Origin of the sequence: Streptococcus mutans (assembly GCF_006739205.1) — a bacterium.
GTDB lineage: Bacteria > Bacillota > Bacilli > Lactobacillales > Streptococcaceae > Streptococcus > Streptococcus mutans.
Window position 1 is genome coordinate 1,715,504 of sequence record NZ_AP019720.1, and the last position, 21,681, is coordinate 1,737,184.

Genomic DNA, 21,681 nt, shown 5'->3' on the forward strand with positions numbered 1-21,681 from the left:
TTTTAAAAGGCATTGCCTTTTAGACGATTGTGAAAAGATTAACTTACACAAATATAAACCAACCTTTCAACAAAATTATTATATAATTATTTTAAGAAAATTGCAAACGATTTTCCCTATTCTAGCAAGAAAAAAGAGAGAATAAGAAGTCAAGATTTATTACTTTAAACTTCTTATTTTCTCTTAATAATCACTATTGAAATGCTACAAAATATTATTTCTTTTATAAAGGATTAATTAGCATGTTCACTAAAGAAATTAAGCTTCTCCAGCGTTTTTCTTAATGATCTCTTCTTGAACAGATTTTGGAACATCTTCATAGTGGTCAAATACCATCATAAAGGTCCCACGTCCTTGAGATGCTGAACGAAGAACAGTTGCATAACCGAACATTTCAGCAAGCGGAACAAAAGCACGAACAATTTGACTATTACCATGTGCTTCCATGCCATCAACACGTCCACGACGGGCAGTGACATGCCCCATAACATCACCAAGGTTTTCTTCAGGAACAGTGATAGTGACTAACATCATTGGTTCAAGAATAACAGGTTTCGCAGTTTTAGCAGCTTCCTTAAGAGCAAGCGACGCAGCAATCTTGAAGGCTGTTTCAGATGAGTCAACATCATGGTAAGAACCATCATAAAGTTTGGCCTTAACATCAACAATTGGGTAACCAGCAAGAACACCATTAGCCATAGATTCAATCAAACCTTTTTCTACGGCCGGAACAAATTCACGTGGAACAACACCACCCACAATAGCATTTTCAAACTCGAACCCTTTACCTTCTTCATTTGGAGTAAATTCAATCCAAACATCACCAAATTGACCTTTACCACCGGATTGGCGTTTAAAGAAACCACGTGCTTGCGTAGCTTGACGGAAAGTTTCACGATATGACACCTGAGGAGCACCAACATTAGCTTCAACCTTGAATTCGCGTTTCATACGGTCAACAAGGACATCCAAGTGAAGCTCACCCATACCAGAAATAACGGTTTCACCTGTTTCAACATTTGTTTCCACACGGAAAGTTGGATCTTCCTCAGCAAGTTTTTGAAGAGCAATCCCCATTTTATCTTGATCGGCTTTCGATTTTGGCTCAACCATCAACTGAATAACAGGTTCTGGAACTTCAATTGATTCAAGAATCACTTTTGCTTTTTCATCAGTTAATGAATCTCCAGTTGTTGTTTCTTTCAAACCAACTGCAGCCGCAATATCACCAGCATAAACGGTTTCAATTTCTTGACGGCTGTTGGCATGCATTTGAAGAATACGTCCAATACGTTCACGTTTTCCTTTAGAGGTATTCAACACATAAGAACCACTGTTTAGGATACCAGAATAAACACGGAAGAAAGTCAAACGTCCCACGAATGGGTCAGTCATAATCTTAAAGGCAAGAGCAGCAAATGGTTCATCATCAGATGCTGGGCGCTCTTCTTCTTCATCAGTATCTGGATTAACACCTTTAATAGGAGGAATATCAAGCGGACTTGGAAGGTAATCAACAACCGCATCAAGCATCATTTGGACGCCTTTATTCTTGAAAGCTGAACCCGCAAGAACTGGAAAGAATTCAACATTAATAGTAGCTTTACGAATAGCTGCTTTTAATTCTGTTTCAGTGATTTCTTCACCTTCAAGATATTTCATCATCAGATCTTCATCAGTTTCAGCAACTGCCTCAATCAATTTTTCACGGTATTCTTTAGCTTGATCAAGGTAATCAGCAGGAATATCTTCAATCAAAATATCTGTACCAAGATCATTTGTATAGATTTCGGCTTTCATTGTTACCAAATCAATAATACCTTCAAAATCATCTTCTGCTCCGATCGGCAATTGAATAGGGTGTGCATTTGCTTGAAGACGATCATGAAGAGTGCTCACTGAATAAAGGAAATCAGCACCAATTTTATCCATCTTATTAGCAAATACGATACGAGGAACACCATACTCAGTTGCTTGACGCCAAACAGTTTCTGTTTGAGGTTCAACACCTGACTGAGCATCAAGAACAGTAACAGCACCATCTAGAACACGAAGGGAACGTTGCACTTCGATAGTAAAGTCTACGTGCCCCGGTGTGTCAATAATATTGACACGATGGTCTTTCCATTGAGCAGTCGTTGCAGCTGAAGTGATTGTGATACCACGTTCTTGCTCTTGTTCCATCCAGTCCATTTGTGAAGCACCTTCGTGTGTTTCACCAATCTTATGAATTTTACCAGTATAGTAAAGAATACGCTCTGTTGTAGTTGTTTTACCAGCATCAACGTGAGCCATGATACCGATATTACGAGTTTTTTCAAGTGAAAATTCACGAGCCATGAGGTTTATTTCTCCTATTTTTTATTTTATTACTTTGTTATTAAAAACGGATAGGCATAACCTACCCGCTTTATGTTTTGTTTCATGTCAATTAAACAAGAAGATCAAGCTCTCAAAAAGCGCTTGTCTAGTTTCCCCTTGTTGACAAGTGTCAAAGCGGGTTGTATCCTACCAACGGAAGTGTGCAAAAGCACGGTTAGCTTCAGCCATACGATGTGTATCTTCACGTTTTTTAACTGAGGCACCTGTATTATTTGACGCATCTAAGATTTCTTTTGCAAGACGATCTTTCATTGTGTGTTCACCACGAGTACGTGATGCAGTCACCAACCAACGAAGACCTAATGTTGTACGACGTTCAGGACGAACTTCAACTGGGACTTGATAGTTAGAACCACCAACACGACGTGCACGTACTTCAAGTACAGGCATGATATTTTCCATGGCTTGTTCAAAGACTTCAAGTGCATCATTCCCTGTTGCTTCCTTAATTTGTTCAAAAGCTCCATAAACGATAGATGCAGCTGTACCACGTTTACCATCAAGCATAATACGGTTGATAAGACGTGTTACAAGTTTTGAATTGTATAATGGATCTGGCAATACTTCGCGCTTAGGCGCACGGTTTTTACGACTCATTTCTTAATCTCCCTTCCTTATGCTTTTGGTTTCTTAGTACCATATTTAGAACGGCCTTGTTTACGATCAGTAACACCGGCAGTATCAAGTGCACCACGAACAATATGGTAACGTACCCCTGGAAGGTCCTTTACACGTCCACCACGAATAAGTACAACACTGTGTTCTTGCAGATTGTGACCAATACCTGGAATATAAGCAGTGACTTCAATAAGGTTACTCAAACGAACACGAGCAAATTTACGAAGAGCAGAGTTAGGTTTCTTAGGGGTCATTGTTCCAACACGTGTTGCAACACCGCGTTTTTGAGGTGCAGCAAGTTTAGTATGAACTTTTTTATGGCTATTATAGCCAATATTCAATGCTGGTGAGTCAGATTTTTCTACTTTAGACTTACGTGGCTTACGAACCAACTGGTTAATTGTAGGCATCTACATTCTCCTGTATTTTTTTATTTTTGGGTGATTAGGCACTTGGTGACAGTCCTAATCTGTGTGTACTTTGCAACATTTGTCAGCACGTCTCTGTACACTTTTGAGAGACCAAAAGTAAAAAGTACCATTTATCATAATAACACAGCAGAATCGCTTTGTCAAACACTTTTTCCTTGATTTATATCTTCTAGCTATTTTTAAACTGACCTTATATGAACTTTCTCTATACTATTTCAATTTCACTATGTGCTATATTTCATTTACTAAAAATATTTCCCAACTTAACATCTACCTTGCTTTCTTTAACATCAATATTGGTTACTGTTAAAAGAGATTTATAGCTGATGCCCTCACGTTTTTCCTGAGCATTATCGGCAAAGACAGCCACTCCAACCAACTGACTGTCAAATTCGCTCAAAAGGCTAACCATACCACTGATGGTTCCCCCACCCTTAAGAAAATCATCAACAATTAAAACGCAACTGTTGGGATTTAAACTGCGTTTTGATAAAAACATCTTTTCAATACGATCGCTTGATCCAGAAGCATAATTAACAGATACTGTTGAACCTTCTGTAATCTTCAAATCTCGACGCACAATGACAAAAGGGACATTAAGAATATTAGCAACGGCATTAGCCAAAGGAACACCTTTGGTTGCCACTGTCATAACAGTATCAATTTTTTCATCTTTAAAAGCATTGGCAATAATACGACCGATATTTTTTAGAATACTTGGTGTCGATAGTAAATCAGACAAATAAATATAGCCACCCGGCAAGATACGGTTGCTTTCTGCCAGTCGCTGACAAAGTTCTTGTGCAACCGTTCTCGCTTCATCATCTGAAATAGTCGGTGTAAAAATAACACCACCATTGGCACCAGTTACCGTCTTAATATGGCCAATATCAGCGTGAGCAAAAGCTTTCTTAATAATTGCAATATCTTCAGAAATCGAAGACTTTGCCGCTTCATACTTTTGAGCAAAAGTATTAAGGCTGGTTAGTTGATAGGGGTTGTTAATTAAATAATTTGAAATAACAACCATTCGTTCGCTACGTCGCAATTTCATAAAATCACCATTCGTTTTTTACTTTTATTATATCATATTAAAAAATAAAAAGACGAACATTAGAGCTCTAATAGTCATCTTTTTTCGTGTTTTGATGGTTTGTTTTAGGTTTATAGAAAGAACGATTATCCATAGCAAAGATACGACCAGTCATCTCTCCTTCTGATACACGAGATAGAGCAGTCGTCATCATCATCATTTCAGCATCAATATTATCAATCATATGAATGATTTCTGCTTCCATAATTTTAGGTCTAACGGGACTGCCATATTCTAAGAGACCATGATGGCTGAGAATAACATGGCGCAAGACAATAACATCTTCCTTAGTATCATCAATAGACAATTCTGATAAAACTTTAGTAATTTCTTCATCGATCAAAGCAATATGACCAATAAGATTGCCACGAATAGTATATTCGGTATTATCAGGACCAGATAGCTCAAGAACTTTGGCTAAATCATGCAGCATGATACCCGCAAACAGAAGACTTTTGTCAAGTTCTTCATAAATATCCCCGATACTATCAGCCAAACGAACCATAGTTGCTGTATGATAGGCCAGACCAACTTCAAAAGCATGGTGATTTGTTTTAGCTGCCGGAAAGCTGAAAAATTCTTTACTATACTTACGATAAAGGGCACGGACAATCCGTTGCCAGGTAGCATTTTCGATTTTGAAGAGCATCTGTTCAAGATAATCTTTGACCTCTTCAACATCAACAGGCGGTTTTTCTTTAAAATCTCTAGGATCATTAGGCTCTCCATCCTTAGGATGCCGTAAGCTGATTTGATTGACCTGTGGTGTCCCATTATAAACTTCACGGCGTCCCCTCATAAAGACAACTTTCCCAGCAGTAAATTCTTCAACATTATAAGGCTGAGCATCCCAAAGATTACCAGAAATTTCTCCACTATCATCTTGAAAGGTAAAGGCAAGGTAATCTTTTCCTGCTCTTGTTTTTCTGAGCTCTGCTGATTTAATGAGATAAAATCCCTCGAAAAGTTCATCTTTTTTCATTTGATTAATTTTCATTTGATTCCTCATCTTCTAGCGGCGGAAGGTTTAAAGCCGACTTAGTGCTTTCATCCTCATATAATTCAATGTTTCTTAGTGCTCGACCAATTGCATTGGTGCGTGTTGTTAAAAGTTTATCAATATTGTTGCTAGCTTGATTGAGTTGTTTTTTGGTTGTCTGTAAAAGACCTCCAAACTTAGCAAATTCTGTCTTGACATTTCCTAAAATTTTACTGATATCATCAGCATTTTTTTGAATATTCAATGTTTTAAAACCAACAGACAAAGAATTTAAGAGAGCTGATAAAGTTGACGGACCCGCTACAACAATATGTTCATCACGCCGCAAAGCATCAAAGAAACTTGCATTTCTAACAACTTCCGAATAAAGCCCTTCTGTTGGCAAAAACATAATCCCAAAATTGGTTGTTTCTGGTGGATTGAGATATTTCTTTTGAATATCTTTAGCAAAAGTCTTGATACTGCTTAGCAGTTTTTTTCGATAAAGATCAATTTGCTCCTTATTACCAAGATCATAGGCATCTTCCAAACGATAATAATTTTCCAGTGGAAACTTAGAATCAATAGGTAGGTAAACATAGGTTCCTTGCTGATTCCCCGGCAATTTAATAGCATATTCCACACGTTCTTTTGAGTCCTTCACAGTTGCAAATTCACGTTCATATTGAGATTCGGTCATAATATCTTCAATAATTTGGCTTAATTGTAATTCACCCAGAATTCCCCGTGTTTTAGTATTGGACAGAACCTTATTCAAGGTACCAACATCACGTGCCATGTTCTTCATTTCACCCAAACCTTGATTAACATTTTCCAACTGCTTAGAAACAGTTTCGAAAGATGTTTTCAGGCGCGTATGTAAGGTTTGGTCTAATTTTTCTGCAACGGTTTGCCGCATCTCTTCCAAGCGTTTTTCATTGGAAGTTTGCATTTCTTTGACCGACTGATTTAATTGTAAATTGATTTGCTCTAAACGCTTATCCGATCGATCCCGACTGTCATTTAGATTTTGATGTAATACCTCTCTTAAGTCAGTTAATTGTTGAGAGAGATCATTTTGTAAACGTGTCAACTGCTGATTAATTGCAAGCAATTGATTTTTATTAGCAACCTCCAACTGATAAGAAACTTGATCAGAAAGGTTATCCGCATTGTCATCTAACTTTTTTTCAAGTCCCGATTGATTTTTATCCAGTTTTAGAAAAATAGCAGAGCTGATAAAACAAGCTGTCAAAGCCAGTAAGAGAGTAAGAATATCCATTTATTATTAGGTCCTATCTTTTGTTTGAATGACAACAACATAACCTGAAGCGACTGAAAAACAAATCGGTTTGTCCTTAAATTCATTGCTGCTGTAAATTTTCTTTTGAAAGTAGTTCTCTTCTGTTAATTCGTATTTAGCATCTTGAATAGACAGATGAGCGCCGTTTGCTGCCATAAAGGAAATATAAACCATATCAGTTGCCTGTTCAATTTGATGTTGCCCTGCTGGAAAAAATTCCACTAAATTTTGTTCATCACGTAATTTAAAACAGCGCATAAAAGGAGCTAAATCAGGATCGCTAGGTAAAAAAATATTGGACAGCATATGGTCTATCCGACCGCCAAAAGCACCAAAAACAATTATTTCAACCCTGCCAAAACAGTCAAAAATTGTTTTTAAAGCCAACTCTGTATCTGTATCATTTTTTTCTGCAGGAGCCATCACCAGCTTTTTAGCCTTGGCTTTAATCTGCTTAAATTCCTCTGCTGAGACAGAATCAAAATCCCCAATAGCTAAGTCTAACGGTAACTGATTTTTCAACAGAAAAGAACTTCCCTTATCAATACCTACAAAATAGTCAAAATCTCTCGTGAAATAAGTAAGATCGCCTCCAGAAAACAGAGCTACCTTAGTCATTTAAAGCCGCTTTCAAAGTTTCAACTTGAGCAGCTAGATTTTCTTTGAAAAGGTAAGAACCTGCTACAAAGATATTGGCGCCGGCTTGCTTTGCTAACTTAATGGTTTCATTGTCAATACCGCCATCAACTTCAATATCAAATGATAAACCCTTTTCTTCACGAAGCTTAGCAACAGTTCTTACTTTTTCCAACATTTCTGGAATAAAAGCCTGACCGCCAAAACCAGGATTAACTGTCATAATAAGTATCTGATCTGCTAAAGACAAGACAGATTCTAAATCAGCAACTGGTGTTCCAGGGTTGATGACAATTCCTGCCTTCATACCAGCAGCCTTGATTTTTTGAAGGGCACCGTGAATATGATGGGTGGCTTCTACGTGTACTGTCATAATATCAGCACCAGCTTGAGAAAAATCATCAACATAACGCTCTGGATTAACTACCATAAGATGACAATCAAAGACGAGCTTACTATGTTTACGCATACTAGCAACAATACCGGCACCAAAACTAATGCTTGGAACAAACTGTCCATCCATAATATCAATATGAACGTACTTCACACCAGTTTCTTCAATGCGCTTTAATTCACTTTCAAAGTTAGCATAATCTGCAGCTAAAATAGAAGGGGCAATTTGATTGAGCAACATAACAGACCTACTTTCTTTTTAATACTTTTTTATAAGTCTCTCGGCGATTTTCAATTTCACTAAGAATTTGCAAATAAGTTTGATAGCGTTTTTTCCATATTTTTCTCTGTGCCAGAGCCGATTTAACAGCACACCCCGGTTCATGCGTATGAGTGCAGGAACGAAACTTACAAGCAGCACTTAACTTCAGAAGTTCAGGAAAAGCAGCATTTAATTCCTCACTACTTGTTATTTCGTAATCCAGCGAAGAAAATCCAGGAGTATCCGCAATTTTCCCGCCATAAATGTTATACAGAGTAACTGCGCGTGTCGTGTGACGACCTCGTCCTAAACTATCTGATATCTCATTAGTTTCTAGTGCCAAATCAGGGGCAAGTGTATTGAGCAAGGTCGTTTTCCCAACACCTGTTTGTCCCATAAAAATAGTTATTTTATCTTTTAAAAGAGGAGTTAAATCTTCTAAATAATAAACAAAATAATAACCAATCTTTTGATACTGCTTTTGAACCTTTTTAAATTCATCTAAATCCTCTAGTAAGTCCGTTTTAGAAAGATAAATTATGGGACTAATCTTCCTATGTTCTAAAAGAATGAGAAAACGGTCTAACAAATTATGATTAAAATCAGGTTCTTTAGCAGAGATAATGACTACTGCCTGATCAATATTGACAATTGGCGGTCTCACTAGACTGTTTTTTCGTTCATGAATAGCCAGTATATAACCCTCAGAATTTTCTTTAGCTGAAAAATCTACTTCATCACCAACATAAGGTTTATGTCCTTTTTTCCTAAAATTACCACGCGCTCGTGTCTGATAAATCTGACCATCTGACTCTACATAATAAAAACCAGCTAGGGACTCAATAATTTTTCCTTGCAAACGCTCTCCTTACTAAACTTAATAGTTTCATTATATCAAAAAAACAATCTTTTTGCTGGTAGCTATTGGCAAATTTTAAAAAAAGCGTATAATATAATTATTACTTGCGGAGATGGTGGAACGGCAGACACGCATGCTTCAGGCGCATGTGCTCGTATGAGCGTGAGGGTTCAAATCCCTTTCTCCGCATTTTTGAATGCCTTGACAACGTTAGTTTAACTTAATCTACTTCTTCAGTATTATCTTTTATTTCACTGCCTTGTCAAGTTCATTCAAAAAATATTATAAAATTGTTTGACCACAGTGTGCCTAACACAAGTTATGCCTCATTGTGCTTCCTCGTTATATTTTGGAAAGGTGGCTCAGCTTGGTACAGCACCGGACTCGAAATCCGGCAAGTGGACATTGTTCATGCGCGGGTTCAAATCCCGTCCTTTCCTTAACATTGAAAGAAGCTAAAATATTCCAGTAAGATGATTTAATCAAATGGATTTAAATTATGATTGATTGCTTTAGTTTAAATAATAAGAAAAATCTCACTGACTTAGCGAGATTTTTTTGATAAGACAAGCAGGCAGCAACCTAGCAAGAAGGTCAAAGCTGTCACACTGCCTGTGCCATACTTTTCAAGCGGGCTGCTGCTGATAAAAAGATTAAAAACGGTTGCTAATAAAGACAAGCCGGTCATTGTCATCATAACGAGATTCAGCTTTGCTTTGGGCCAGCGGCTTGGAAGAATTTGCCCATAGATCAAGTAAAAATAAGCAAAAAATGACCAAATCAGGGCGAAAAAGAGATTGGCTGGTCTTAGCCAAAGCGGGAAGACCGTGTAAAGTCCTCCGAAAAAGAAACCACCCAAAGGCAAGCCTAACAAAATCAAGAAATGAAGGAAAGCTTGTATAAAGTAAAGAACAGCGCAGAAAGCAGCGATTAGTTTGGGCTTAGTCATAAGAATCCTTCATTTCAAATCAACTTCTCGTAGAGCATCTGCCAATCTGGCAAAGTCTGTAATCGTCAGTGCTTCACCACGAATAGATGGTTTGATGTCTGCTGCTTCCAAGGCTTGTTCCAGCTTGACTTTGACCTCTTCTGATTTACCAAAGTGGCTGGTGAGATTGTTCCAGAGGGTTTTACGGCGGTGGACAAAGGCAGCTTTGCCGACGCGGAAGAAGAAATCTTCATCCTGCACTTGCACGAGCGGTTGTTCACGGCGGGTCATCTTAAGAATGGCTGAGTCAACATTGGGTGCTGGCACAAAGACGGTACGTGGCACAATGAAAGCAACCTTAGCCGTCATGTAATACTGCACAGCGATTGACAAAGACCCATAAGCCTTGGTATTTGGCTGAGCTGAAATGCGGTCTGCTACCTCTTTTTGCATCATGACCACAAACTCCGCAAAAGGAATTTTACTCTCAATCAGGTGCATGAGGATAGGCGTCGTGATATAGTAAGGTAGATTGGCTACCACCTTGATAGGCAGGTCAGGATTGGCAAATTCCTTGATACACGTCTGCAAGTCGGACTTGAGAATATCTTCATTGAACACCTTGATATTGTCAAAATCGCGCAGCGTATCCGCCAAAATCGAGACAAGGCGATCATCAATCTCAAAAGCCATAACCTCAGCGGCATTCTCCGCCAAAAATTCGGTCAGAGCACCAATGCCAGGACCAATCTCAATGACATTGACAGTTTTGTCAATCTCAGCCGTATCCACAATCTTCTGCAAGATATTGGTATCGGTCAAAAAATTCTGACCAAATGATTTCTTAAACGTGAACCCGTGGCGCTCCAAAATCGCGCGAGTAACGGTTTTGTCTGCGATTTTCATGTTTTCTCTTTCTATTTCGGTAAGTGTTGTAAAAGTTGATCTTTCAATTCTTCTATCTCAGAAGAACTTGCTTTAACCGCATACATCTCCTCAAAAGGCAGCCACCAAACAGGACCTTTACCCTTGCAACCATGATTTCCTAAATCACCAGTTTTTCTTGGAAAAAGGTGCCAATGCAGATGACTATCGCCATTTCCCAAACTTTCGATATTCATTTTTTCAGCTGAAAATGCTGCACTGACTGCCTGTGATACGTCTGCCATTTCAGACAAATGCTTGTCACGAAAGTCTTTGGGCAAGTCGTGAAGCTCTGTCACATGCTTCTTACAAAGAAAAATCGTATACCCTTTGAAATGCTGATAATCGCCAACAACAACATAACCAGTTTCTAATTCTTTAACAAAATAAGGATTGGTTCTTGATTTAATCCTATCAATCCGTTCACAAATGAGGCACATGTTGTTCTTCTCCTGAGTATATAAAATCACTTAATTTTTCACCTTCCTTATTGTAACATAAATAAAGCAAAGGCCGATAGTTCTTAGCCTCCGCTTACCTTATTCAATAATCTCTGCAAATTCTGCAACAGACTTCCTCACATGCGGATTGCCTGCCTGCAATGCTTTTCCCACCGGCAGCATCAAAATAGGTTCCCAACCATTCGGCATGTCGAGATAGGTTTTAATAGCATCAAAATCCACGCCACGCATAGGCACACTATCATAGCCGTAAACCCTCACAACCTGCATGAGATTCATAGCAAAGAGCCCAACATCTAATCGTAAACCCTGAGTCTCCTTATCCTCAGGGTGCAGGTCAAAGTACTGACGAATTCGTTCAGCTCGCGCTGCTGCTTCATCTTTCGTGATAATACCTTTTTGCACATGAAATTCCTGCCACCAAGTCAAATCATAGGCATTTTCATCCCCAAATAAGAGAAATACTGCCGACGCAGTTGCAACTTGCGGCTGAAGGGCTGCCAGTTTTTTCAGATCTTCTTGTTTGTTTTTATTTTTCACAACCACAACGCGCCAAGGTTGAAAATTATTACCAGACGGAGCATAGCTGGCATGCTCTAACATATCCTTGATAAGATCATTTGGCAGGACTGCATCAGGATCAAATCGTCTGACTGATACGCGTCCATCTAAAAAATTCAAATAATCATTCATCATAAGCCTCCTTGTTTTTTAAGATAGTTTTATTATAATAGGCTTATCAAAAGAAAAACAGTAGGCACTTTTTTGTGACCTACCAAATCAGGAGAAAATAATGCAAACAAAGCCAAACTGGAATTGCGGTTTAACCCGTGTTATGGACGCTCTTTCAAGCAAATGGGCACTACAGATTTTTTGGGTTATCTCGCAAAAAGGCCCCATCCGCTTTAATCAGCTAAAGAGAGGAGTTGATGGCATTACCAAAATCACGCTGACGCGATCTTTAGACAGTCTCATTCGAAACAAGCTTATTTTCAAAGAAGACTTCAAGACTTGGCCACTCCATACTCAGTATTCACTGACAAATAAGGGCAAGGAATTATTAAATTTACTGATGTCTTTGAATGGTTGGGGGAGAGAAAATTTATAACATTTTACGAATAATTAGGTGTAGGAAAGTTCTGAAGGTCAGACATCATTGGTATGCGTGAGATGTCGAAGCTGTCACAAAAGATTGCTCCGCAGCAATCTGCACCAGTTAGGCTTGATTTTAATAGTATCGTGAATGAGCTGGTTAAACTTTTCATCCGACAAATCCGTCTCACAAATGATGTTACCACTCTGAATATAAGTTTGAACAGACTGCAAACCTGTAAACTCCAGAATCCCCCTAAGATAAGCCATTTTGGGAATTTTATTTCTTTCAATGGGTGTAACACCACGTAGAAGGGCTCTTATTAGCTAATCTTCCTTATAGAAACAGTCTGATTTGTAAAAATAAACTTCACAGATACATCCTAACTCGTTTTTGGTATTCTTGATAGGCAGCGCCAAATTTTATTAAACATTCTCTTTCCTCCGCCAGTATGATAAAGTAAGCTGATAGTTGAAAAATCGCTAAGAAAATGAGCAGTGTTAACGACTGAGTCAGCATCGCCACGCCTAAAAATAAAACAAAATAAGCAGTATACATTGGGTGACGGGACAGAGCATAGAGCCCTTTGGTATTCAATCCTTTTTCATCAGGGTTGGCAAAATCCTTTATGACCAAAAAAAGAAGCACACTGCCTAAGAGATAGGCACCCAACCCTAAATAGAAAAAACTAGAGAAATGAAGACTGACTTTTAAAAAGAAAGGAACAATCAGAAGCATAAGGGTAGATAATTGATAAAGATAGTAAGCTATTATTTCTTTTCCCTGCATCGAAGCAAAATAGACTGCCCGCCCCGTTGCTTTCCTATCCAAGAGTGAGAGAAAAATAAATCTGATAAACAGGAAAGGAACTAGTAGGTAAAAAGCTGTCATATTGATTTCCTCCTCAATTATTCTGCTATTCCTTTTGAATTAACAATCAGATCTGCACCTGCTGCTGGGAGGTCAACCGTCAAGGTGTTGCTTTGTTCCCAGTCAATCTTACAATAAACTTCGTACATGCCCTCTGATACATGAAATTTTAATTTCTACCCTCACTTAATTTTTCCAACGTATTCGCCATCAATGAAAACTTTAAACTTCCTAAACATATTAGCACCTTTTGTGCCTCGCTCTAGTCTGATTGTAGCTATTTTGTCTTCCAATTTCTATCTTTTTTGATACTTTTCCATCACTTCTTCAACTTCCGCCTTAGTAATTCCAAAGAGTTCCAAGCGTTTAAGCAGCTGTTTGCCATTACTGTAACCTATACGCAGCTTTTCCCCAAGATACTCACGGCGCTTGCGGCTATCAGCTCCCATGAGAAGGCCAAAGCGCATAAGGTCGGACTTGCTAATATCAAAATGATTTTCATCATCATAGTTACCCAAAACACCAGACAAAGCCTTTTGCAAATCTTCAAAAGAGGCATGTTCAACGCCCAGCGAACGTCCTTTAGTTTTGGACTTAGGCACTGCTTCACCGCGATTGAGAAAAGCATGTTTAGCGGTCGGAACAGCTGTCATAATCAGCTTGCGAATGCGTTCGCCATTATAGTCTGGATCAGTAAATACGATAACTCCGCGCAGATTATTGAGTTTTTCGATGCGCTCTAAATCTTCATCATTGATAGCTGATCCTCTGGTTTCGTATGTATCTACATCATAAAAGCGACGTAGATTGACGGTGTCGTCTTTGCCTTCGACGACGAGGACTTCTTGTATTTTGATTTTTTCTGTCATAAATTCTATTTTTTTGACAGCTTGCCTAAGGTAGCATGGACGCAAGCAAACCTTTGGTTTCATTGCTAAACTTCAAGCCTAAGGTCTTGAAGTTTTCATCGTCCTCTAACAAACAGTTGTTAGAAGATTTTTGCTACGGCGGCAACTGTCTTATTGAGCGACCTTCGGCCGCTAGTGCTCTGCTAAGTGATTTTCATCACAGTGCCCTTGTTCTTTAAGGGCTCCCTCTCTCTAGTCTTTCAATCTGAATAGTCTCATAGCATTGTCGTAGGTGACTTGGGCAACTTCTTCGATCATGAGACCGCGAAGCTCTGCGATTTTGTCTACAACATAGCGAGTATAGGCAGTATGATTTTTACGGCCACGTTTGGGTACAGGAGCGAGATAGGGTGCGTCGGTTTCGACCAAGATTGTATCCAATGGTAAATACTGCGCAGCCTCTTGGACATCCAAAGCCTTCTTAAAGGTGACCACGCCAGAAAATGAAATCATCATGCCCAAATCTATGAAACGCTCTGCCATTTCCAAAGAGCCTGAGTAAGAATGCATGATGCCACCGCGCGGACCAACTCCCGCCTCTTTGATAATCTCATAAGTATCATCTAAAGCATCACGGGTGTGAACAACAAAGGGCAGGTCATGGTCTTTGGATAACTGAATCTGGCGCTTGAAAACCTCGATCTGTACTTCTTTAGGATCTTCCATCCAGTGGTAATCTAGCCCAATTTCGCCGAGAGCGATAACTTTAGGGTCATGCAGATGGCTGACAATCATGTCCTCCACTTCCTGAATGTAGGAACCAGCTTCAGTCGGGTGCCAGCCGATAGTTGCATAGAGTTCTGGGTAGAGCTCAGCCAATTCAAGAGCACGCTTAATGGTTGATTGGTCAAAACCAACAATGTTCATCTTGGTTATGCCGAGTTCATGCGCAAAGTCAATTTCTTCTTGTTCTTTTCCAGTAAAATCTTCCACGTTAAGGTGGGTGTGAGTATCAAATATTTGTAGCATACTATCATTATAACATATGCTAAATAAAATATTATGGTTTACTGAGTGAGATAATGGAGCTGATTTTAGTACAGCCCCCCTTTGAAAATGAAAAATAATAGCTGTCTGTCCCCTCTTATGCATTAGCCTTACACCTTTTAACAGAGAGACATATAAAAAGCCAACAGGCTCGAGTTCCTGCTGGTTCTGCTTTATTTGTCAAACTTTGAAAACTTATTCCAATGAAAATAGATCATGAGACGCACCATAGCATTTAGGTAAATAATTCTCCTATCATTAACACAGAAAAAAAGTTCTTTCCATTAGGCTGACAAGACTTTACGTCCCTTACGACGACGCGCAGCTAAGACGCGACGACCATTTTTCGTTGACATACGGTGACGAAATCCATGTTTACGTTGACGACGGATTTTACTTGGTTGAAAAGTACGTTTCACTTTGAATACCTCCTCATAGATTTTCGTATTCGTTTAGCCGGCTATTATGTGATCAGTTACTAAACATACTAGATCATTTTATAATAAAGAAAGGGCAGTGTCAAGGTTTATTTTTCCTTGGTATGTGTCATAAGTTTTTAATAAGACGGAAAATCCAATGATTATTTGCCAGAACAGTTTTCTTATTGAATAACATCAAACAAATCTGTAAAATTGAACTATTCAATATCTAATCATCATAACACAAAGCAACAAGATATAAAGGTTACTTGAATAGAGGAAAAGACGTTCAAAAAGGCCAAAATATTTTTTAACAAAGGGTAAGAATAAAGCAATGACCAAACCATACAGTCCTACTTCCACAACTATTTTGATATAAGATGCTATCAAAAATAAAGTGGCATTCAAAGGTTTAAGAACTTCTGTAACATTAAAAATAAATATTGCCAAGGCCGTAAATTGTAAAATAGCAAAAAGTAAATGAATAATCCCTTTGACTGTTCGTTTGCTACCTTCAATATCTGTCGGAAATAGCGCTACCCCTGCATAACCAATGATAGCCAAGATGAGCAATAAGACAGCTTCCTTTTTAAAAGAAAAAGAATACTTCCAGAAAATCAGTGATAGAATTAAAAAAAGATTTCTAAAGGTATTAGCTAAACCTGCCAGTTGAAAATAAGATTTATTCTGTCCGATACCATAATCACTGACTGCATGAGTCATGGGGTGATAAACGCCTTTATTTTTTAGGTGCAAAATTACCATACAATAAAAGTACAGAACAAGGCATAAGATGGCTAAAATACTAAAAATAGTGAGCAACATAAGAACTTCCTTCAATTAAGTATAGCAGGCAACTGTAATTAAAAAGGATTTTTTATAAAGAAAGAATTTGAGAGCAGCCTATCCCAATTCTTTTTCATATTTAAGCGTTAATTTCCTTTCGACGCAATAACAACATAACGATTGGGATCATTGCCTTCAGAATAACTTTCAACTCCTTCAATGCCAGTAATTGTTTTATGAATAACCTTCCTCTCACTATTACTCATGGGATCCATCTGATAAGCCTTACCGGAATCTAAGACACGTTTAGCAATTTTATGTGCAAAATCAATAAGTGTTTTTGTCCGATGTTCTATATAATCATGAACATTTAAAGTGACGGAAAAATGTTTTGAATAATGATCATGTAAAAAGTTTTGTGCTAACAATTGCAATGATTTTAAAACCTTGCCATGATAACCGATAACACGTCCTGCCTCTGGCGTTTCAATTTGAAGATTGATTTGACGACGATTATGACTTGTCTCAATGCTTGTTTCTAGATCCATTTCATAAATAATTTTTTGGATGTATTGAGAAACTTCTTCACTCGCCACAGCAATATCTGCACCATTATCAACTTCATCAAATGCATCAGCAACAAAGTCCTCAAAAGTTTGCTTTCCTTTTTGATTGAAGGCTTCACTAGAAGCAGTGGCTGCCGATGTTTTAGTTGTTAAAGCATTTTGCTCTAACATTTCTTGTGCAGAAATCTTATGCTCTAAGACTTGTTCTTTGGTCTCTTTATCTAATGGTTGACCATCTTCTTTTTCTAATTCTTTAATAGTTTTTGACAGATGATTTAAAGCCACCGTATCTTCAGCACTGCTTGAAACAGGAGCATTTTGCTTATTAATACTATCCGGTACACCACGTACTGCCTTTTGATCAGCCTTATGGGCTGTCTTTTCATTAATTCCTTCAATTTCGACTCGAGCTAGTTTTCTGCCAAAACCCAGAAAGCCCTTTTTCTCCCGCGAGATCACTCTAATATGAGCCTTCATACGAGAAATACCCATTTGTTTCAAACCACTTTCAATAGCTTCTTCAACAGTTTTTCCTGTGAATAATACCATGATTTGTTCTCCTTATTTTCTCTTTTTATGTGCTTTCTTTTTAGCACGTCTTTTCTTAGCTTCCAATTCACGTGCTTCATCTTCAAGACGCTGGCGTTCTGCAATAATTTTAAAGGGATTATTTAACAACAAAATCTGGAAGACCTGATAAGCATTTGAGACTACCCAGTAGAGAGCAACCCCACTAGCTAAATTAAAGCCAATAAGCAAGATAAAGATTGGTAAGATAATGTTCATCGTTATCATCATACCATTTCGTTCTTTGGCGGCCTTATTAGTCAGCCAAGAAGATAAGAAAGTAAAAATAGCTGCCAAGACAGGTAAAATAAAGTAAGGATCTTTATCGCCAATATCCATCCAAAGAAAAGACCCTGTTTTTAAAAATTCAACTCGAGTAAGGGCTTGATAGAGAGCCCAAAGAACGGGCATCTGAATAAGAAGAGGAAAAAGGCTGGCATAGGGATTGACACCATATTTTTTGTAAAGTTCCTGACTTTCCTCAGCCATACGCATACGGCTTTCCCTGTCTTTACCCGGATATTTAGTCTGTAAAGCTTTCAGCTCAGGCTGAAGCTCCTGCATTTTTTGTCCAGATTTCAATTGCAAGTTAAACAGTGGTAAAAGAATGGTTCTGATAAGAAAGGTAAAGAGAATAATTCCGATACCAATCCTGCCATTGATGGATAAAAAGCGGATGGTCTCCGCAAAGAAATAAACAAACTTCTCCCAAGCATCGCTTGAATGACTGGTAACTTGACTACGTCCACAAGCCGATAAAAACAAAAGTGCTGCAACAGCTAATCCAATAATTCTATATTTCTTTTTCACGAATAGATCCTTTCTGATACAGTTTAGCCAGTTTTAAAACATGAACCAGATTTTTTTTCATCGTGCTATAATCAAGTTCCTCAACACCTTTTCTAGCAATAACAACAAAATCTTGAGTGCCTAAATAAGGACCAAGTTCCATAAGGACATGGCGCAATTTTCGTTTAATCGCATTTCTAACGACAGCATTTCCTAATCTTTTTCCAACTGAAAGTCCAACACGATAGTGACTTTGATCTTTTTCTAAACTATAGACAACAAATTTCCGATTGGCAACACTTCGTCCTTCAGTAAAAATTGCCTGAAAATCTTTATCACTTTTAACGCGATAGGCTTTTTTCAAAACATGACTCCAATATCTAAATTATCACTATTATATCATAAAATGAGAAAAAGCCAAAAATCTCATTATTTTTGACTTATCAATTTTGCTAAAATTAAAGTGCTTTTTTAGCCTCTGCAATCTGCCATTTAACCTGTTCAAAACCAGTTCCGCCAAGAGAATGACGTCGCTCAACGGCCGTATGTGATTTAAGTGTTTCATAGACATCTTCCTCAATTAAGTCAGAAATGGTTTGATAACGTTCAAGAGGAACATCTTGCAAATAATGACCATTCTTACTGCATTCAAGGATTAATTTCCCAACAATCTCATGGGCCTGACGAAAGGGCATGCCTTTGCTGGCTAAATAATCAGCCAATTCTGTCGCATTAGAAAAATCTTTTTGAGTTGATTCAGCCATATGTTTGTCATTAACAATCATACTAGATAGCATACCAGCCAAAATGTCAAGAGCAACTGTAATCGTTTCAGCAGTATCAAACATACCTTCCTTATCTTCTTGAAGATCTTTGTTATAAGCCAAAGGCAGAGCTTTCATAACAGTCAAAAGTCCAAAAAGATTAGCATAAACACGTCCTGACTTTCCACGAATGAGCTCTGCCATGTCAGGATTTTTCTTTTGCGGCATGATGGATGAGCCGGTTGAAAACGTATCTGAAAGCGTTACAAATTGATACTCATGAGAGCACCAACTAATGACTTCTTCACATATACGGCTCATATGCATCATAAGAATAGAAGCATTCGATAAAAATTCTAAGATAAAATCACGATCAGATACTGCATCTAGTGAATTGCTGTAAGGTTCGGCAAACCCCATAAGCTGTGCCGTCATCTCACGGTCAATTGGAAAGGTCGTACCTGCCAAAGCAGCTGCTCCCAGCGGAGACAAGTCTGTATGCTTAACATTAAAAATAAAACGTTCACTGTCTCGGGTAAACATGTTGTAATAAGCCATAAGGTGATGGCCAAAAGAAATAGGCTGAGCATGCTGTAAATGGGTATAGCCTGGCATAATAGTATGAACATGCTTATCTGCCAAGTCAACTAAGACAGTACGCAAGTTAGCTAACTTTTCAATCACCTCATCCAACTTAGCTTTCAAGTAAAGATGCATATCTGTCGCTACCTGATCATTTCTCGAACGAGCCGTGTGAAGCTTGCCTGCCACAGGACCAATTTTAGCAGTCAGAAGACTTTCCATATTCATATGAATATCTTCATTGGAAACATCAAATTTCAATTGTCCAGCTTTATATTCTTCTAACAAGTCTTCTAAACCTGCTTTGATTGTTGCGGCATCTTCTTGAGAAATAATTCCTTTTTCCCCTAACATGGTAACATGAGCAATAGAACCCTTGAGATCAAATTCTGCCAATTTTTGATCAAAGGAAATGGAAGCTCCAAATTCCTCAACCCACTGTGCTAAACCAGCTTCAAATCTGCCGCCCCATAATTTGTGATTTTTTGTTGTCATAACTTTCTCTTTTCTAATGATAAAAGTTTAAATCCAATTTCCTTAATATAACAATAAGTCTGGGACCCTCGTCTCAGACTTATTTAAGCTCCTCTCAGAAAGAGCAAGTCTCTCAGAAATTTTTTCTGAGCCTGAAGTATCCTCACAGGAATACCGTGTCAGGAGTTTTTATTAGAAAAGAGTATCAGATCCAGCTCTCTGACTGTGATTATCTGATAAGCTTTTCTTTTGAATTTTTAATGTAGAATACCCATGGCCTCCGACATTGCAAAAGTTAATTGCCTGCCATCTCTATTAACAAGCTTGAATCTTTTCAAGCAAATAATTCTCTCTTGTTTAACCTTATTTGTTGTTTACCTGTGAGTTAACCTGCGTTGGTAATCCCCAAAGTTTAATGAAACCAACGGCTGCATCTTGATCAAAACTATCAGCTGATGTATAGGTTGCTAAATTTTCATCATAAAGTGAATGAGGTGACTTTCTAGCAACAACCCTTGCAGATCCCTTGTACAATTTCACTTTAGCTGTTCCATTAACTGCTTTTTGTGTTTCCGTAATATAAGCAAGAATAGCTTGCGTTGCTGGATTGAACCAAAGAGCATTGTAGATAAGATTTGACAATTCATTTTCAAGAATCGGCTTGAAGTGCGACACCTCACGCACTAAGGTTATATCCTCAATTTCCTTATGAGCTGTTAAAAGAGTAACTGCCCCGGGACATTCGTAAATTTCACGTGATTTAATACCAACCAAACGATTTTCAACATGATCAATTCGACCAACACCATGCTTACCAGCAAGAACATTAAGCTTTTGAATAAGATCAGCCAACTTCATTTCCTGTCCATCAAGAGCAACAGGCTTGCCTTCTTTAAATGTAATATCAACGTATTCTGCTTTATTTGGAGCTTCTTCAACCGAATTGGTGATACCAAACGCCTCTTCTGGAGCTTGGTTCCAAGGATTTTCAAGGACACCGCATTCATTTGCACGGCCCCAAAGATTTTGATCAACAGAGTAAGGATTATCAAGATCAGCCGGAACCGGTACGCCATTTTCTTTAGCATAATTAATCTCTTCTTCCCGTGACCATTTCCATTCCCGAACAGGTGCAATGACTTTTAATTTTGGATCAAGTGCTGCAATAGCTACTTCAAACCGAACTTGATCATTTCCCTTACCAGTACAGCCATGAGCAATAGTAGTTGCTCCTGTCTGATGAGCAATTTCAACCAATTTCTTAGAAATCACTGGACGACTAAGGGCTGATACTAATGGATATTTTTGTTCATAATAAGCATGAGCCTGCAGAGCAGGAAGGACATATTCTTCAGCAAATTCATCTTTAATATCCAAGACATAAGATTCAATTGCTCCAACTTTCAGCGCTTTATCATGAATAAACTCAAGATCTTTACCTTCACCGACATCCATACAAACAGCAACAACATCATAATCTTTTTTTAACCACGTAATGGCAACTGACGTATCAAGTCCGCCTGAATAGGCTAAAATAACTTTCTCTTTTGACATAGTAAATAACTCTTTTCTATTTTTAATAATTATTCAAAGGATAGACTTATTAT

The 21,681-nt window shown here is 38.2% G+C and carries 25 protein-coding genes and 2 tRNA genes; 3 read left to right on the forward strand and 24 right to left on the reverse strand.

Annotated features, from left to right (window positions below):
* Positions 1-258: 258 nt before the first annotated feature.
* From fusA to rsgA, 9 genes are all read right to left on the reverse strand, one after another.
* A complete protein-coding gene (fusA, locus tag FNL60_RS08680) occupies positions 259-2,340 on the reverse strand; it encodes an elongation factor G (protein ID WP_002262490.1) in 2,082 nt (693 codons plus the stop codon).
* 168 nt (positions 2,341-2,508) lie between these two features.
* The gene (gene rpsG, locus FNL60_RS08685) at positions 2,509-2,979 is read right to left on the reverse strand and encodes a 30S ribosomal protein S7 (RefSeq protein ID WP_002262491.1); all 471 of its coding nucleotides are present in this window, start codon (positions 2,977-2,979) and stop codon (positions 2,509-2,511) included.
* 17 nt (positions 2,980-2,996) lie between these two features.
* A complete protein-coding gene (gene rpsL, locus FNL60_RS08690) occupies positions 2,997-3,410 on the reverse strand; it encodes a 30S ribosomal protein S12 (RefSeq protein WP_002262492.1) in 414 nt (137 codons plus the stop codon).
* A 259-nt stretch (positions 3,411-3,669) separates the two neighbouring features.
* Positions 3,670-4,485: a pur operon repressor gene (gene purR / locus FNL60_RS08700; protein WP_002280292.1), complete on the reverse strand. Its 816-nt coding sequence runs from the start codon at positions 4,483-4,485 to the stop codon at positions 3,670-3,672.
* 67 nt (positions 4,486-4,552) lie between these two features.
* Entirely contained in the window at positions 4,553-5,521 is a 969-nt protein-coding gene (locus FNL60_RS08705; RefSeq protein ID WP_002262494.1) for a 3'-5' exoribonuclease YhaM family protein, read from the reverse strand.
* Positions 5,511-6,785, reverse strand: a complete 1,275-nt coding sequence (locus FNL60_RS08710; RefSeq protein WP_002268877.1) for a DNA recombination protein RmuC — start codon at positions 6,783-6,785, stop codon at positions 5,511-5,513. The genes FNL60_RS08705 and FNL60_RS08710 overlap by 11 nt, the downstream gene beginning before the upstream one ends.
* Positions 6,786-6,791: 6 nt before the next feature.
* Positions 6,792-7,424, reverse strand: coding sequence for a thiamine diphosphokinase (locus FNL60_RS08715; protein WP_002264902.1), 633 nt, complete (start codon positions 7,422-7,424; stop codon positions 6,792-6,794).
* Positions 7,417-8,076 (reverse strand): ribulose-phosphate 3-epimerase, encoded by a 660-nt coding sequence (rpe, locus tag FNL60_RS08720; RefSeq protein WP_002265775.1) that lies wholly within the window; start codon positions 8,074-8,076, stop codon positions 7,417-7,419. Before rpe ends, FNL60_RS08715 begins: the two co-directional genes overlap by 8 nt.
* Before the next feature lie 7 nt (positions 8,077-8,083).
* Complete coding sequence (rsgA, locus tag FNL60_RS08725; RefSeq protein WP_002280291.1) at positions 8,084-8,956, reverse strand: ribosome small subunit-dependent GTPase A; 873 nt, start codon at positions 8,954-8,956, stop codon at positions 8,084-8,086.
* Between the two features lie 106 nt (positions 8,957-9,062).
* On the opposite strand from rsgA, the gene FNL60_RS08730 reads away from it, so the two are divergent.
* A tRNA-Leu gene (locus FNL60_RS08730) sits at positions 9,063-9,145 on the forward strand.
* Between the two features lie 162 nt (positions 9,146-9,307).
* Positions 9,308-9,396: transfer RNA gene (locus FNL60_RS08735), tRNA-Ser, on the forward strand.
* Positions 9,397-9,500: 104 nt separating this feature from the next.
* Here FNL60_RS08735 and FNL60_RS08740 read toward each other — a convergent pair.
* The 4 genes from FNL60_RS08740 to FNL60_RS08755 all read right to left on the reverse strand — a co-directional run bounded on the left by FNL60_RS08740 (position 9,501) and on the right by FNL60_RS08755 (position 11,962).
* Entirely contained in the window at positions 9,501-9,905 is a 405-nt protein-coding gene (locus FNL60_RS08740) for a hypothetical protein (RefSeq protein ID WP_002264899.1), read from the reverse strand.
* A 9-nt stretch (positions 9,906-9,914) separates the two neighbouring features.
* The gene (gene rsmA, locus FNL60_RS08745; RefSeq protein WP_002264898.1) at positions 9,915-10,790 is read right to left on the reverse strand and encodes a 16S rRNA (adenine(1518)-N(6)/adenine(1519)-N(6))-dimethyltransferase RsmA; all 876 of its coding nucleotides are present in this window, start codon (positions 10,788-10,790) and stop codon (positions 9,915-9,917) included.
* Positions 10,791-10,801: 11 nt separating this feature from the next.
* Positions 10,802-11,248, reverse strand: a complete 447-nt coding sequence (locus FNL60_RS08750) for an HIT family protein (protein ID WP_002268023.1) — start codon at positions 11,246-11,248, stop codon at positions 10,802-10,804.
* 99 nt (positions 11,249-11,347) lie between these two features.
* Positions 11,348-11,962 (reverse strand): nitroreductase family protein, encoded by a 615-nt coding sequence (locus FNL60_RS08755; RefSeq protein WP_002264896.1) that lies wholly within the window; start codon positions 11,960-11,962, stop codon positions 11,348-11,350.
* A gap of 100 nt (positions 11,963-12,062) precedes the next feature.
* Between FNL60_RS08755 and FNL60_RS08760 the strand changes: the two genes are divergently transcribed.
* On the forward strand, positions 12,063-12,377 hold the full coding sequence (locus FNL60_RS08760; protein ID WP_002280290.1) for a winged helix-turn-helix transcriptional regulator: 315 nt from the start codon (positions 12,063-12,065) through the stop codon (positions 12,375-12,377).
* Positions 12,378-12,451: 74 nt separating this feature from the next.
* On the opposite strand, the gene FNL60_RS10515 is transcribed toward FNL60_RS08760, so the two are convergent.
* From FNL60_RS10515 to FNL60_RS08815, 11 genes are all read right to left on the reverse strand, one after another.
* Complete coding sequence (locus FNL60_RS10515) at positions 12,452-12,631, reverse strand: DUF1697 domain-containing protein (RefSeq protein ID WP_002264894.1); 180 nt, start codon at positions 12,629-12,631, stop codon at positions 12,452-12,454.
* Positions 12,632-12,731: 100 nt separating this feature from the next.
* Positions 12,732-13,253, reverse strand: coding sequence for a methyltransferase family protein (locus tag FNL60_RS08770; protein WP_002267312.1), 522 nt, complete (start codon positions 13,251-13,253; stop codon positions 12,732-12,734).
* A gap of 275 nt (positions 13,254-13,528) precedes the next feature.
* Positions 13,529-14,101 (reverse strand): ribonuclease M5, encoded by a 573-nt coding sequence (gene rnmV, locus FNL60_RS08775; protein WP_002271541.1) that lies wholly within the window; start codon positions 14,099-14,101, stop codon positions 13,529-13,531.
* A 231-nt stretch (positions 14,102-14,332) separates the two neighbouring features.
* Positions 14,333-15,109, reverse strand: a complete 777-nt coding sequence (locus FNL60_RS08780) for a TatD family hydrolase (protein ID WP_002280289.1) — start codon at positions 15,107-15,109, stop codon at positions 14,333-14,335.
* A 302-nt stretch (positions 15,110-15,411) separates the two neighbouring features.
* Positions 15,412-15,546 (reverse strand): 50S ribosomal protein L34, encoded by a 135-nt coding sequence (gene rpmH / locus FNL60_RS08785; protein ID WP_002262507.1) that lies wholly within the window; start codon positions 15,544-15,546, stop codon positions 15,412-15,414.
* A 222-nt stretch (positions 15,547-15,768) separates the two neighbouring features.
* Entirely contained in the window at positions 15,769-16,371 is a 603-nt protein-coding gene (locus FNL60_RS08790) for a DUF998 domain-containing protein (RefSeq protein ID WP_002262508.1), read from the reverse strand.
* A gap of 107 nt (positions 16,372-16,478) precedes the next feature.
* The gene (gene jag / locus FNL60_RS08795; protein ID WP_002280288.1) at positions 16,479-17,447 is read right to left on the reverse strand and encodes an RNA-binding cell elongation regulator Jag/EloR; all 969 of its coding nucleotides are present in this window, start codon (positions 17,445-17,447) and stop codon (positions 16,479-16,481) included.
* Between the two features lie 12 nt (positions 17,448-17,459).
* On the reverse strand, positions 17,460-18,275 hold the full coding sequence (gene yidC1, locus FNL60_RS08800) for a membrane protein insertase YidC1 (protein ID WP_002267318.1): 816 nt from the start codon (positions 18,273-18,275) through the stop codon (positions 17,460-17,462).
* Positions 18,259-18,618, reverse strand: a complete 360-nt coding sequence (rnpA, locus tag FNL60_RS08805; RefSeq protein ID WP_002276449.1) for a ribonuclease P protein component — start codon at positions 18,616-18,618, stop codon at positions 18,259-18,261. The genes yidC1 and rnpA overlap by 17 nt, the downstream gene beginning before the upstream one ends.
* A 94-nt stretch (positions 18,619-18,712) precedes the next feature.
* Entirely contained in the window at positions 18,713-20,095 is a 1,383-nt protein-coding gene (argH, locus tag FNL60_RS08810; RefSeq protein WP_002265787.1) for an argininosuccinate lyase, read from the reverse strand.
* 342 nt (positions 20,096-20,437) lie between these two features.
* A complete protein-coding gene (locus FNL60_RS08815) occupies positions 20,438-21,628 on the reverse strand; it encodes an argininosuccinate synthase (protein ID WP_002280287.1) in 1,191 nt (396 codons plus the stop codon).
* Positions 21,629-21,681 lie beyond the last annotated feature (53 nt).

Coding starts and splice junctions, on each gene's coding strand:
- rnmV (WP_002271541.1), bottom strand. CDS start 14,101: ATGACAGAAAAAATCAAAATACAAGAAGTCCTCGTCGTCGAAGGCAAA.
- FNL60_RS08710 (WP_002268877.1), bottom strand. CDS start 6,785: ATGGATATTCTTACTCTCTTACTGGCTTTGACAGCTTGTTTTATCAGC.
- FNL60_RS08715 (WP_002264902.1), bottom strand. CDS start 7,424: ATGACTAAGGTAGCTCTGTTTTCTGGAGGCGATCTTACTTATTTCACG.
- fusA (WP_002262490.1), bottom strand. CDS start 2,340: ATGGCTCGTGAATTTTCACTTGAAAAAACTCGTAATATCGGTATCATG.
- FNL60_RS08780 (WP_002280289.1), bottom strand. CDS start 15,109: ATGCTACAAATATTTGATACTCACACCCACCTTAACGTGGAAGATTTT.
- FNL60_RS08760 (WP_002280290.1), top strand. CDS start 12,063: ATGCAAACAAAGCCAAACTGGAATTGCGGTTTAACCCGTGTTATGGAC.
- FNL60_RS08815 (WP_002280287.1), bottom strand. CDS start 21,628: ATGTCAAAAGAGAAAGTTATTTTAGCCTATTCAGGCGGACTTGATACG.
- FNL60_RS08740 (WP_002264899.1), bottom strand. CDS start 9,905: ATGACTAAGCCCAAACTAATCGCTGCTTTCTGCGCTGTTCTTTACTTT.
- FNL60_RS08755 (WP_002264896.1), bottom strand. CDS start 11,962: ATGAATGATTATTTGAATTTTTTAGATGGACGCGTATCAGTCAGACGA.
- purR (WP_002280292.1), bottom strand. CDS start 4,485: ATGAAATTGCGACGTAGCGAACGAATGGTTGTTATTTCAAATTATTTA.
- FNL60_RS08750 (WP_002268023.1), bottom strand. CDS start 11,248: ATGTGCCTCATTTGTGAACGGATTGATAGGATTAAATCAAGAACCAAT.
- jag (WP_002280288.1), bottom strand. CDS start 17,447: ATGGTATTATTCACAGGAAAAACTGTTGAAGAAGCTATTGAAAGTGGT.
- FNL60_RS08790 (WP_002262508.1), bottom strand. CDS start 16,371: ATGTTGCTCACTATTTTTAGTATTTTAGCCATCTTATGCCTTGTTCTG.
- rpsG (WP_002262491.1), bottom strand. CDS start 2,979: ATGAGTCGTAAAAACCGTGCGCCTAAGCGCGAAGTATTGCCAGATCCA.
- rpe (WP_002265775.1), bottom strand. CDS start 8,076: ATGTTGCTCAATCAAATTGCCCCTTCTATTTTAGCTGCAGATTATGCT.
- argH (WP_002265787.1), bottom strand. CDS start 20,095: ATGACAACAAAAAATCACAAATTATGGGGCGGCAGATTTGAAGCTGGT.
- rsmA (WP_002264898.1), bottom strand. CDS start 10,790: ATGAAAATCGCAGACAAAACCGTTACTCGCGCGATTTTGGAGCGCCAC.
- FNL60_RS08770 (WP_002267312.1), bottom strand. CDS start 13,253: ATGACAGCTTTTTACCTACTAGTTCCTTTCCTGTTTATCAGATTTATT.
- rpsL (WP_002262492.1), bottom strand. CDS start 3,410: ATGCCTACAATTAACCAGTTGGTTCGTAAGCCACGTAAGTCTAAAGTA.
- FNL60_RS10515 (WP_002264894.1), bottom strand. CDS start 12,631: ATGGCTTATCTTAGGGGGATTCTGGAGTTTACAGGTTTGCAGTCTGTT.
- FNL60_RS08705 (WP_002262494.1), bottom strand. CDS start 5,521: ATGAAAATTAATCAAATGAAAAAAGATGAACTTTTCGAGGGATTTTAT.